Raw genomic sequence first — 12442 nt, forward strand, 5'->3', positions numbered from 1 at the left:
TCCCGCGCGGCGGGAGACCGGTCCTTAGGGGAAGGTGAGCTTGAACTGGTTGATGTAGCCGGTGTCGATCGAGGCCTTGTCCTGGACGCGCAGCTTCCAGACGCCGTTGGCGACCTCGGAGGAGGCGTTGACGGTGTAGGTCTGGTTGATGTTGTCGGCGCTGCCGCCGGCGCGGTTGTGCAGGTTGTAGACCGAGCCGTCGGGGGCGATGAGGTCGACGACGAGGTCACCGATGTAGGTGTGGACGATGTTCACGCCGACCGAGAGGCTGGCCGGGGCGTTGCCGGTCACACCGGAGACGGTCACGGACGAGGTCACCGCGGCGCCGTTGTCCGGGATGGACACGTCGGTGTCGTTGGTGAAGACCGTGCCGCCGGGGTTGCCGCCACCGGGGCGGGTGCCGACGTTGATCGCGGCCCAGGCGTTCTCGACGGCCGTGACCTCGGGGCTGTTCGCGCCGTAGAGGTCGGTGGCGGCCGCGACGGTGCCGGTGCGGGCGCCCGCGTAGTTGGTGTTGGAGCTGAACTTGGTGGTGAGCGCCTTGAACCAGATCAGCGAGGCCTTGTCACGGCCGATGCCGGTGACGGGCAGACCGTCGGAGGTCGGCGAGTCGTAGTTCACGCCGTTGACGGTCTTGGCGCCGCTGCCCTCGGAGAGCAGGTAGTAGAAGTGGTTCGCCGGACCCGAGGAGTAGTGGACGTCGATGCCGCCGAGGCCCGAGTACCACGCGTCCTTGGACGAGCCGTCCTTGCTCGGCTTGTCCATGTAGCGCAGCGGGGTGCCGTTGCCGCGGATGTCGATCTTCTCGCCGACGAGGTAGTCGCCCTGGTCGGACGAGTTGTTGGCGTAGAACTCGACGGCCGCCGCGAAGATGTCCGAGGTGGCCTCGTTGAGGCCGCCGGACTCGCCGCTGTAGACCAGGCCGGCCGTGTTGGAGGTGACGCCGTGCGTCATCTCGTGCGCGGCCACGTCGATGGAGGTCAGCGGCTTGGTGTTGCCGGACCCGTCGCCGTAGGTCATGCAGAAGCAGGAGTCCGACCAGAACGCGTTGACGTACGCGTTGCCGTAGTGGACCCGGGAGTACGCGCCGACGCCGTCACCGCGGATACCGCTGCGGCCGTGCACGTTCTTGTAGTAGTCCCACGTGAGCGCGGCGCCGTAGTGCGCGTCGGCACCCGCGGTGGCCCGGTTGGACGTGGTGCCGTTGCCCCAGGTGTCCGTGGTGTTGCTGAACAGCGTCCCGGTGCCCGACGTACCGCCGTTGAGGTCGTACGTCTTGTGGTTGCCGCGCGTCGTGTCGGTCAGGGTGTACGACGGGGCGGTGCCGAGGGTGACCTGGCCGCTGTACTGCGTGTTGCCTATGCCGGTCTCGATGGCCTGCCACTCGTACAGCTTGGCGCCGCTCTTGGCGTCCGTGACGACGTGCAGCTCGTTGGGCGTGCCGTCGTGCTGGAGGCCGCCGACGACGGTCTCGTAGGCGAGGACGGGGGTGCCGTTGGCGGCCCAGACGACCTTGCGCGGGGCGCGGTCGGCCTTGGTCTTCTTCGCACCTTCGGCGTTCGCGCGGCCCAGCGCCTGGCGCTCGGCGGCGGCCGGCGCGAGGGTGGCGGCCGTGTCGACCTTGGTGATGTCCGCGCGGGTGGCCTTGGCGACGGACGTGGTGGCGCCCGCCTTGGTCTCCTCGACGATCAGGTCCCCACCGAGGACCGGGAGGCCCGCGAAGGTGCGCTCGTAGCGCGTGTGGGTCGAACCGTCACGGTCCTGGATGACGTCGCGGACGACCAGCTTCTCCTGGGCACCGAGGCCGAGGCGCTTGGCCGCGGCCGCGGTGTCCGCCTGGGCGGCACGGATCAGCGCCGCGCGCTGGGCCGGCGAGAGGTCGGCCGGCAGCTTGCCGGGGTTCGCCTTGGAGGCGGCCTGCGCCTTGGGGGCGGCGCCGAACTGGTCGGCGGTGGCGGAACCGGACTGGACGCCGACGGCGATCATGGCGGCGGCAGCGATCAGGGCGCCGGTCGCGGTGGCGCGACGGCTGGGCGTGGATCTCACGCAGACTCCTTTTGCGAGGGGGGTACCGGGAGGGCTGGGTGATGCCGCCCGGGCTGAGCAAACAGAGCTGTGGAGCACGTTCGGGTGATGCGCTGAACGTTGGTGCGAAGAGCCGGGGGAAGAGTGGCAGTTGTTGCCGTCGCCTGTCAGGAGCGCGTCAACAAGTTGGCCGGAAATCGTCCGCTGGTTGAAGGGCTCTGTTCGTTAAGCGGACGTTTCACCGATCATGGTCGCGATGCCGTCCAGCGTTCTCCGAAGGCCGAATTCGAAGAGAGAGTCCAGGCTCAGAGTGAACCCTCCGTCCAGGGTCAGAGCATGCAGGAGGGGGTAGGAACCGGCGGACTGGATCGCATCGAACCGTGGCTCGTTCTGATCCATCCACTCGTCGTCCGAGATCCCCGAATCCTGCCGCGCCTGCGCCTCCAGGTCATTGGCCATTCCCACCCCTTGGACATAGGCGAAGATCGCCAGATGGGTGTGCAGCTTCTGCGCCGCCGTCATCGGAGTCGACCGCAGCACCCCCAGCACCCACTCCGTGTAGGCCATCGCGTGCGGCGCGGCGACCGGACGCATGAATCCCGCCATCGCGTGCGCCATCCACCCGTGCCGGGTGTACACCCCGCGCAGCCACCAGGCGGCCCGCTCCAGCCCCGTCCGCCAGTCGGCCGGCACCGGGCCCAGCGGCACCTCCGCGCAGACCGCGTCCGTCATCAGGCGCACCAGTTCGCCCCTGCCCGGGACGTGCCGGTACAGCGCCGTCGTCGACACCGACAGGGACGTCGCCAGCCGGCGCATGGTCAGCGCGCCGAACCCCTCCGCGTCGGCGAGACCGACCGCCGCCGTGACGATCCGCTCCCGCGACAGGCCCGCCGCCGGCCCCGCCCCCTCCGCGCCGGGCCCCACGACCACCGTCCCGACCCCCGGCTCCGGGCGCACCAGACCCTCCTGGCGCAGCGCGGCGAGCGCCTTCGTCGCCGTCGCCATCGCGACTCCCCACTCGTGGGTGATGGCCCGCGTCGACGGCACCCGCTCCCCCGGGGAGAGCTCCCCCGAGCGGATCCGGCGGCCGATCTCGGCGGCGATGGCGAGGTAGGGAGGTCGGCTGGTCACGGGCGGCGAGTGTACTAGTGCACCCCGCGCGGCGTGCACCTCGCCCACCAGCAGCTTCTCCCGTCGTGACGGAGGTGCACTAGGGCGAGGCTGGCCGGTTGTCCGCCGCGCTGGTTCCTTCCTCCCATGACGCTCACCACCCCGCCCCGCGCCGCCGGCGAGCCGCTCGCCGGCCGCCGTGAATGGACCGCCCTCGCCGTCCTCATGCTGCCGTTGCTGCTCGTCTCCATGGACGTCTCCGTCCTCTACTTCGCCCTTCCCGCCATCGCCGCCGAACTCCGCCCCGGTGCCACCGCCCAGCTGTGGATCCTGGACGTGTACGGGTTCGTGCTCGCCGGACTCCTCATCACCATGGGCGCCCTCGCCGACCGCATCGGCCGCCGCCGGCTCCTCCTCGCCGGCGCCGCCCTCTTCGGCCTGGCCTCCTGCGCCGCCGCCCTCGCCGACAGCCCCGGCACCCTGATCGCCGCCCGCGCCCTCCTCGGCGTCGGCGGTGCCTGCCTGATGCCCGCCACCCTCGCGATGATCCGCACCCTCTTCCGCGACGAGGCCCAGCGGGCCAAGGCCGTCACCACCTGGACCGCGGTCATGGCCGGCGGCATCTCCCTCGGCCCGATCCTCAGCGGCGCGCTCCTCGAACACTTCTGGTGGGGCTCGGTGTTCCTCGTCAACCTGCCCGCCATGGCCCTGCTCCTGCTCCTCGGCCCCGCCCTCCTGCCGGCCGGCCGGGGCGCGCCCGCACCGGGCCGCTTCGACGGGGGGAGCGCGCTGCTCTCCCTCGGCGCCGTCCTGCCGACCGTCTACGGCGTCAAGGAGTTCGCCAAGGACGGCTGGTCCACCGGCGCCGCGCTCGCCGTCGCCGCGGGACTCTGCGTCGGCGCCGTCTTCCTGCGCCGCCAGGCCCGGCTCGCCCACCCCATGGTCGACCTCGCCCTGCTGCGCCGCCCCGCCTACGGCGGCTCCGTCCTCGTCAACCTGCTCGCCATGGCCGCGACCGTCGGGTTCGCCGTCTTCACCACCCAGTACCTCCAGTCCGTCCTCGGCCAGAGCCCCTTCGAGGCCGCCCTGTGGAGCGTCGTGCCCACCGTCGGCGTCATGGCCGCCGCCCCGGCCGCCGCGATGCTCGCCCGGCGCATCGACCGGGCCTACGTCATGGCCGGCGGCTTCCTCGTCGCCGCGGCCTGCTTCGGGTGGCTGGCCCTCATCGACCTCGGCACGCCGCTGTGGGTCGTGCTGACCGCGAGCGCCGGCTACGCCGCCGGACTCGTCTCCGCCATGACGCTCGGCAACGAACTCGCCCTCGGGGCGGCTCCCGTCGAGCGGGCCGGTGCCGCCGCCGCGGTCCTGGAATCCGGCCAGGAACTCGGCGGCGCCCTCGGCATGGCCGTCCTCGGCTCCGTCGGCACCGCCGTCTACACCGCCGCCATGCCCGCCTCCGCCCCCGCCGCCGCCCGCGAGACCCTCGGCGGTGCCCTGAGCGCCCCCGCGCCCGTCCTGGCCGCGGCCCGCGCCGCCTTCACCGAGGCGATGGGCGGCGCGGCGGTCGGTGCGGGGACGCTCATGCTGGTCGCCGCGGTGTGCTCGTACGGTCTGCTGCGCACCCGCCGGCCGGGCGCCTGAGGGGCGCGTCAGGGGGTCCCTCTCCGCGGTGTCACCTCAGGTACGGGCCGTCGGTTCCGATCTTCCCGGGGCCGTCGAGCACGTACACGCGGAGGTTGCCCTTGCCGGGCGCGGCGACGGACAGCCGACCGCCGGTGACGGTCTTCACGTCACCGGTGACGGCGTCGCGGTACGTGCCGTCGGGGATGCCGTCGTACGTGGCGCTCCCGCTGACCGTGACGAGCGCGAAGCTGTCCGTGCCGCCCTGCGTGGAGCGGCGCTTGAACGCCATGCCGCCGCCGACGCCCTCCGTGGAGTACTGGCCCATCTGCAGGGCGGGGACCGCCCGCCGGATGAGGTTGAGCCGCTGGAGGTGCTTGACCAGGGGCTTGTCCAGGGTGGTGGCGACCGCGCCGCTCGCCGAGGCGACCTTCGAGAAGTCGGCGGCCGTCACCTGTCCCGCGAGGTGGTCCCCGTAGTAGGCGCGGCCCGTCGTGGCCAGCGGACAGGTGGGCCCGCAGTCGATCTTCTTGCCGGCCTGGAACTCGATCTCGGAGCCGTAGTACAGCGTCGGGATCCCGCGGAAGGTCCACATCAGCGACATGTTCTCCGCCCAGGCGTCGGTGCCGCCCGCGTAGCGCTCGCTGCTCTTGTTGGGGCCGTAGTCGTGGCTGTCGACATAGACGACGTTGTACGTGGCGTCGTTGACGCTGTCGTCGGAGTCCTTGCCGTTGGAGAAGGCGTTCTGCGCGTCGCCGAAGTTCATGTGCATGCGCATGTCGATGATGTTCATGCCGGAGAACTTCGAACGGTCGGGCGTGTGGTAGCTGTTGCCCTGGAGGAAGGCGTTGTTGCTGGTGGGCTGGCCGGCCGGGCCCTGACCCTGCTCGTAGGCGTACATCTCCAGCGCCGCCTTGGTGTCGTCGGCGTCGTACTCCTTGCGCTCCTTCCAGGTGTAGAACTGCGCGGAGTGGTTGACCGAGCCGCGGTTCCACTTGTCGTTGACGAAGGCGGCCACCTCGCCGAAGACGAAGAAGTTCCTCGCCGCCTCGGAGCCGTGCCGCTGGGCCACCCGCTCCTGGATCGCGGGCAGGAAGCGGCGGTTCCAGGTGGTGCGCGGGATGTGGACGGCGGTGTCCACGCGGAAGCCGTCGACGCCCATGTCGATGTACTTGTCGTACGCCCCGATCAGGTAGTTCTGCACGGTCGGGTTCTCGGTGTCGAAGTCGGCCAGGTCCTCGTGCAGCCAGCACGAACGGGAGTCCTCGCCCTCCCAGTTGCCGATCCAGCACTGGTGGTAGAGCGCCTTCGGGAACATGCCGGAGGTCGGGGAGGGCCACTGGCAGTTGTAGACGGTGTAGCCCTCGGCGCTCTTCCCTCCGGTCGGCACGCCCCAGTTGACGCAGGTGTTGCCGGCCGGCGCGGCCGTCGACCACAGGTCGCCGTTGTAGTACGACTTGCCGCTCTTGGCGTCGACGGTCAGCCCGTCGTACTCGAAGCCCGGCTGCCTCTCGTCGTAGTACCAGCTCCACTGCGAGTCGCGGACGCCGTAGACGGTCGGCACGAAGAGGCCCTTGGCGCCCCAGCGGGAGGAGTGGTTGTAGACCACGTCCTGGTAGATCTTCATGCCCTTGGCGTGGGCGGCGTCGATGAGGTCCTGGTAGGAGGCGCCGGCGGACTCCAGGCGGGGGTCGACCTTGTAGAAGTCCCAGCCGTGGTAGCCGTGGTAGTCGTAGTCCGAGCGGTTGAGGACCACCGGGGTGATCCACACGGCGGAGAAGCCGAGCGCCTTGATGTAGTCCAGCTTCTCGACCAGGCCCTTGAAGTCCCCGCGGAACATCGGGTCGCCGTTGGCCGCGTTGCCGGACTTCACGTGCTGGCTGCCGCCCCGGTCGTTCGCTGGATCGCCGTCGTTGAAGCGGGCGGTGAGGACGAAGTAGATCGGGTCCTTGCGCGGGTCGGTGCCGAGCGGCTTGCCGGGGGCCGGTGCGGCCGGCTTGTCGCCGGTGGTCGCCTGCGCGGATGCCGAGGCCGCGGAGACGTTCCCGGCCGCGTCCACGGCCCGTACGGCGTAGGTGTACGTGGTCCGTTCGGCCAGGCCGGTGTCGGTGAGGACGGTCGAGCCGACGCTGGAGACGACGGTCCCGCCGCTGCCGCCGGTGCGGGTGACCTGGTACGCGGTGACCCCGGTGTCGTCCGTGGCCGGCTGCCAGCTCACGACCACGGACACGCCGTCGGCCTTCGCGGTGAGGCCGGTCGGCGCGGTGGGCGCCTGGACGTCCGGCGGCGCGGCGGCGCACGGGTCCTGGGCGTTCGGCGTGACCGTCCGGTTCCTCACCGTGCTCGTGCCGGCCGGGATCGTGTAGTCGGCGCCGTTGTTGTTGTCCCAGACGCCGTTGCCGTTGTTGAAGGCGGCCTTCAGGGAGGCCGCCGTACCGAGGTCGACGGTCTGCTTCCACCAGCCGGGGCAGGCGGCCCGCATCCCGATGCCGGGGACGGGCGTCCAGGAGCCGCCGGCCGGCGCGTAGTGGAGGTTCGCGGTCGACCAGCCGAGCGCCTCGGACGAGTAGTACACCGTGGCGGAGGCGGGGGAGGGGGTGGTGCCGGCGCAGGGGTCGGAGTGGGCCACGACGCCGTCCTTGACGGTGATGTTCCCGGTGCCCAGCGCGTAGTTCGCGCCGTTGTTGTTGTCCCAGGTGCCGTTGCCGTCGTTGAAGGTGGCCTGCAGTCCGGCGGCGGATCCCAGGTCCACGGTCTTCTTGACCCAGTCGGTGCAGGCCGCCTCCATCGCCACCCCGGGGACGGTGGTCCAGGAGCCGCCGTCGGGGGCGTAGTGGAGGTCGTACCGCGACCAGTTCCTGGTCTTCGTGTAGTAGAAGACGGTCGCGGTGTTCGCGGTGGCCGTCTCGGCGGCGGGTGCCGTCCGGGCCGCGGGGGCCGCGGCAGGCGACGGGGACGGGGTCAGGCTCAGCAGCGCGCCGGCTACGGCGGCGGCTGTCAGGGGTCTGGCCGGTCGGCGGGTGGGGCTGCGTTCCACGGGGACTCCCTCAAGGGGCAAGAAGCATCGGAAAGTTGCTGCAAGCGCTTGCGATGGCTGGAAGTTACCCGCGGTTGATTGAGCCGTAAAGGGAACGCGTGAAAGCGCCCGCATGCCGGATTCCGTGATCCGGCATACGGGCGCTCGGGGTGCGGTCGGCCGCCTGTCAGCCCACCAGGCTGTCGCGCCAGGCCTTGTGCAGGCCCGCGTAGCGGCCCTCGCCGCCGACCAGTTGCTCCGGTGAGCCGTCCTCCACCACCCGGCCCGACTCCATCACCAGGACCCGGTCCGCCACCTCGACCGTCGACAGCCGGTGGGCGATGACCACCGCCGTGCGGCCCGCGAGGACCGTGTCCATCGCCCGCTGCACGGCCCGCTCGCCCGGCACGTCCAGCGAGCTGGTCGCCTCGTCCAGGATCAGCACCGCCGGGTCCGCCAGCAACGCCCGCGCGAAGGCGACCAGTTGGCGCTGACCCGCCGAGATGCGGCCGCCCCGCTTGCGTACGTCGGTGTCGTAGCCGTCCGGCAGCGCCGTGATGAACTCGTGCGCCCCGATCGCCTTCGCCGCCCGCTCGATCTCCTCGCGGCTCGCCTCCGGGCGGCCGATCGCGATGTTCTCCGCGACCGTCCCCGAGAACAGGAACGCCTCCTGCGTCACCATCACCACGCCCCGCCGCAGCTCCGGCGTGGCCAGCTCGCGCAGATCGGCGCCGTCCAGGAGGACCCGGCCCTCCGTCGGGTCGTAGAAGCGCGCCAGCAGCTTCGCCAGCGTCGACTTGCCCGCACCGGTCGAACCCACGACGGCGACCGTCTGGCCCGCCGGGATCGTCAGGTCGAAGCGCGGCAGCACCTCGCCGCCCGTCCGGTACGCGAACCGCACCCCCTCGAAGACCACCTCACGGCCCGGCGCACCGGTCCGCGCCGGCAGCTCCCGGGGCGCGGTCGCCTCCGGGACGCCCGGGCGCTGGGCGAGCAGACCCGCGATCTTCGCGAGCGAGGCCGCCGCCGACTCGTACGAGTTGAGGAACATCCCGAGCCGGTCGATCGGGTCGTACAGGCGCCGCACGTACAGCACCGCCGCCGCCAGCACGCCCAGCTCCAGCGTGCCGCCCGCGACCCGGTACGCGCCCCACAGGCACATGCCGGCCACCGCCGTGTTCGCCACCAGCCGGGAACCCACCACGTAGCGGGCCATCTCCAGGAGCGCGTCGCCGTTGCTGCGCTCGTGGCTCGCGTTGAGGACCGCGAACTCCGCGTCGTTCGCCCGCTCGCGGCGGAACGCCCGCACCGGGCGGATCCCGTTCATCGTCTCCGCGAACTTCACGATCACCCTGGCGATGGCCGTGGACCGGACCGCGAACACCGCCGCGGAGCGGCGCCGGTAGCTCCGTACGAGGAGGTACAGCGGGCCGAAGGACGCCACCGCCACCGCGCCCATGCCCAGGTCCAGCCAGAGCAGCATCGCCGAGATCGAGAGGAAGGACAGGGCCACCCCGAGGAGTTCCTGCAGGCCCTCGGAGAGCAGCTCGCGCAGCGACTCCACGTCGGTCGTCGAGCGGGAGATCAGCCGGCCCGACGTGTAGCGCTCGTGGAAGTCGACGCTGAGCTCCTGCGCGTGCCGGAAGATGCGGCCGCGCAGGTCCAGCAGGACGGCCTGGTTGACCCGGGCGGCCGTCCGCACGAACGCGTACTGGAGCAGTGCGCCGGCCGCCGCGCAGGCCAGGTAGCCGAGGGCCACCGCGACGACGGGGGCGTGGTTCCCGGCGCGGAAGGCCGGCACGCCCTTGTCGATCGCGTACGCGACGAGCAGCGGGCCCGCCTGGAGGGCCAGTTGCTGGACCACGAGGACCAGTACCGCCGCCAGGACCCTCGCGCGGTGGGCGTGGAGGAGGGAGCGGAGCAGCCTTCCCGTCGCCCCGGGGGCGGTGGGCAGGTCGTCCTGGTCGAAGGGGTCCGCGGGGGGTGCGGGGGCCGGAGCCTCCGCACCCCTTTCCGCCGCGGGCCGGGTGCCGGTGCCGGTGGCCGGGTCGGTGTTGGTGTCCGTCATCGGGATTCCTCGGGGGTCTCGCCGGACATCAGCCATGCGTATTCGGCGTTCTCACGGAGCAGTTCGTGGTGGGTGCCCACGGCCGCCACCCTCCCGCCGGACAGCAGCGCCACCCGGTCGGCCAGCAGCACCGTCGACGGGCGGTGCGCCACCACCAGGGCGGTCGTGTCGCGCAGCACCTCCCGCAGCGCGGCCTCGACCTTCGCCTCCGTGTGCACGTCCAGCGCCGACAGCGGGTCGTCCAGGACCAGGAAGCGGGGGCGGCCGACCACCGCCCGCGCCAGGGCCAGGCGCTGTCGCTGGCCGCCGGAGAGGCTCAGGCCCTGCTCGCCGACCTGCGTGTCCGCGCCCTCGGGCAGCTTCGCCACGAAGGCCTCCGCCTGGGCCACGGCCAGGGCCCGGGCCAGTTCGGGGGCGGCCGCGTCCTCGTCGGCGCCCATCAGGACGTTCTCGCCGATGCTCGCGGAGAAGAGGGTCGGCTCCTCGAACGCCACCGACACCAGGGAGCGCAGTCGCTCCCGGGGCATCCGGGTGATGTCCTCGCCGTCCAGGAGGATGCGGCCGGCGGTCGGCTCGTGCAGCCGGGGGACGAGGGCCGTGAGGGTCGTCTTGCCGGAGCCGGTCGTGCCCACCAGGGCCAGCGTCTCGCCCGGGCGGACGTGCAGGTCCACGTCGGCGAGGAGGGGCGGGCTGTCCGGCGGCGCGTCCGGGTAGCGGAAGGACACCTTCTCGAAGCGGAGGCCGTCGGACGGGGCCGCCGTCGTCCGCGGCGCGGTGGTCTCCGCTTCCTCCGGGGCGTCCATCACCTCGAAGTAGCGCTCCGTCGCCGTCGCCGCCTCCTGGCTCATCGCCAGCAGGAAGCCGATCGACTCCACCGGCCAGCGCAGCGCCAGCGCCGTCGACAGGAACGCCACCAGGGTGCCCGCCGACAGCTGCCCGTCCGCCACCTGCACCGTGCCCAGCACCAGGGCCGCCCCCACGGCCAGTTCGGGCAGGAGCGTCATCACCGCCCAGATCCAGGCCAGCAGCCGGGCCTTGGCCAGTTCCGTGCCGCGGAGCTGTTCCGCCAGGTTCCGGAACGCCTCCGCCTGACTGCGGTGGCGGCCGAAGCCCTTCACGATGCGGATGCCGAGGACGCTCTCCTCGACGACCGTGGTCAGGTCGCCCACCTGGTCCTGCGCCCGCCGGGTCACCACCGAGTACCGCCGCTCGAAGAGCCAGCAGAGCAGCACCATCGGCCCGACCGGGGCCAGCAGCACCAGGCCCAGCGTCCACTCCTGGGCGAACAGCACCGCGTAACCGACCAGGATCGTCACCGCGTTGACCAGCAGGAAGGTCAGCGGGAAGGCCAGGAACAGGCGGACCATCATGAGGTCCGTCGTGCCCCGCGAGAGGAGCTGGCCCGACGCCCAGCGGTCGTGGAAGGCGATCGGCAGCCGCTGCACGTGCCCGTACAGGTCGGCGCGCATCGACGCCTCCACCCCCGCGAGGGGACGCGCCACCAGCCACCGCCGGACGCCGAAGAGCACCGCCTCGGTGATCCCCAGCAACAGCAGGTACAGCGCGCCCAGCCACACCCCCGTCGCGTCGCCGTCCGTGACCGGGCCGTCGACCAGCCACTTCAGGACCAGCGGGATCACGAGGGACAGACAGGAGGCCACGATCGCGACGAACGCGGCCGTGAAGAGGCGGGCGCGCACCGGGCGTACGTACGGCCACAGGCGCAGCAGCGTGCGCACGGTCGAGCGTCCCCCGGCGGCGGGCGATTCCTTGATGGGTACATGTTCTGTGGGCATCAGGTCCGAGCCTACGGTTCACCCCTGACCGGACTCATGTGGTTTTCCGGCCACCGGCCAGGTCGGAGAGGTCGGGCGCCGACCGCTGCCGGTCGTGCCGGACGGTGCCGGTCGGTGCCGGTCGTAGGGCCGCATCAACCGATCGGTTGACCGGCGGTCGAGCGGGACGGCCGATACCGGCGGGCCGCGACTTTCACGAACCTTGGGGCATGCCCGTGATCGAGGTTCAGGACCTGCACAAGGCCTACGGCGAGCGGAAGGCCGCCGACGGCGTCGCCCTCGCCCTGAGCCTCGACCCGGACGTCGTCCTCATGGACCTGCGGATGCCCGGCGGAGGCGGCGTCGACGCCATCGGCGAACTCACCCGGCGCGGCGCCCGCGCCCGGATCCTCGTCCTCACCACGTACGACACGGACACCGACACCCTCCCCGCCATCGAAGCGGGCGCCACCGGCTACCTCCTCAAGGACACGCCCCGCGAGGAGCTGTTCGCCGCCGTCCGCGCCGCCGCCGCGGGCCGCACCCTGCTCTCCCCGGCCGTCGCCGGCCGACTCGTCACCCGCGTCCGCACCCCCGCCGCACCCGCCGACGAGCCCCTCTCCGCCCGCGAACACGAGATCCTCGAACTCGTCGCCAAGGGCACCTCCAACCGCGAGATCGCCGCCGAGCTCTTCATCGGCGAGGCCACCGTCAAGACCCACCTCACGCACGTCTACGCCAAGCTGGGCGCCAAGGACCGCGCCGCGGCCGTCGCCGTCGCCTACCAGCGCGGCATCCTCGGCCGCACCGGCTGACCGCTGCGCCCAG

General features: G+C 72.0%; 7 protein-coding genes. 2 read left to right on the top strand and 5 right to left on the bottom strand.

Annotation, left to right across the window (positions count from 1 at the left end):
• Positions 1-24: 24 nt before the first annotated feature.
• Positions 25-2046: a M4 family metallopeptidase gene (locus OG309_RS26425; RefSeq protein WP_329424379.1), complete on the bottom strand. Its 2022-nt coding sequence runs from the start codon at positions 2044-2046 to the stop codon at positions 25-27.
• Between the two features lie 204 nt (positions 2047-2250).
• Complete coding sequence (locus OG309_RS26430) at positions 2251-3156, bottom strand: TetR/AcrR family transcriptional regulator C-terminal domain-containing protein (RefSeq protein WP_329424382.1); 906 nt, start codon at positions 3154-3156, stop codon at positions 2251-2253.
• Between the two features lie 126 nt (positions 3157-3282).
• Here OG309_RS26430 and OG309_RS26435 point away from each other — a divergent pair, with 126 nt between their 5' ends.
• A complete protein-coding gene (locus OG309_RS26435; RefSeq protein ID WP_329424384.1) occupies positions 3283-4776 on the top strand; it encodes an MFS transporter in 1494 nt (497 codons plus the stop codon).
• A 31-nt stretch (positions 4777-4807) separates the two neighbouring features.
• On the opposite strand, the gene OG309_RS26440 is transcribed toward OG309_RS26435, so the two are convergent.
• The 3 genes from OG309_RS26440 to OG309_RS26450 all read right to left on the bottom strand — a co-directional run bounded on the left by OG309_RS26440 (position 4808) and on the right by OG309_RS26450 (position 11635).
• Complete coding sequence (locus tag OG309_RS26440) at positions 4808-7792, bottom strand: carbohydrate binding domain-containing protein (protein WP_329424386.1); 2985 nt, start codon at positions 7790-7792, stop codon at positions 4808-4810.
• A gap of 166 nt (positions 7793-7958) precedes the next feature.
• A complete protein-coding gene (locus OG309_RS26445; RefSeq protein WP_329424388.1) occupies positions 7959-9839 on the bottom strand; it encodes an ABC transporter ATP-binding protein in 1881 nt (626 codons plus the stop codon).
• Entirely contained in the window at positions 9836-11635 is a 1800-nt protein-coding gene (locus tag OG309_RS26450; RefSeq protein WP_329424389.1) for an ABC transporter ATP-binding protein, read from the bottom strand. Before OG309_RS26450 ends, OG309_RS26445 begins: the two co-directional genes overlap by 4 nt.
• A 209-nt stretch (positions 11636-11844) precedes the next feature.
• Between OG309_RS26450 and OG309_RS26455 the strand changes: the two genes are divergently transcribed.
• Entirely contained in the window at positions 11845-12429 is a 585-nt protein-coding gene (locus OG309_RS26455) for a response regulator transcription factor (protein ID WP_329424391.1), read from the top strand.
• The last annotated feature ends 13 nt before the right edge of the window (positions 12430-12442 follow it).

Source organism: Streptomyces sp. NBC_01268 (assembly GCF_036240795.1).
Lineage (GTDB): Bacteria > Actinomycetota > Actinomycetes > Streptomycetales > Streptomycetaceae > Streptomyces.

Excerpts from the sequence above, each read along its gene's own strand:
- OG309_RS26435 (WP_329424384.1), top strand. The coding sequence starts at position 3,283 with ATGACGCTCACCACCCCGCCCCGCGCCGCCGGCGAGCCGCTCGCCGGC.
- OG309_RS26445 (WP_329424388.1), bottom strand. The coding sequence starts at position 9,839 with ATGACGGACACCAACACCGACCCGGCCACCGGCACCGGCACCCGGCCC.
- OG309_RS26450 (WP_329424389.1), bottom strand. The coding sequence starts at position 11,635 with ATGCCCACAGAACATGTACCCATCAAGGAATCGCCCGCCGCCGGGGGA.
- OG309_RS26455 (WP_329424391.1), top strand. The coding sequence starts at position 11,845 with ATGCCCGTGATCGAGGTTCAGGACCTGCACAAGGCCTACGGCGAGCGG.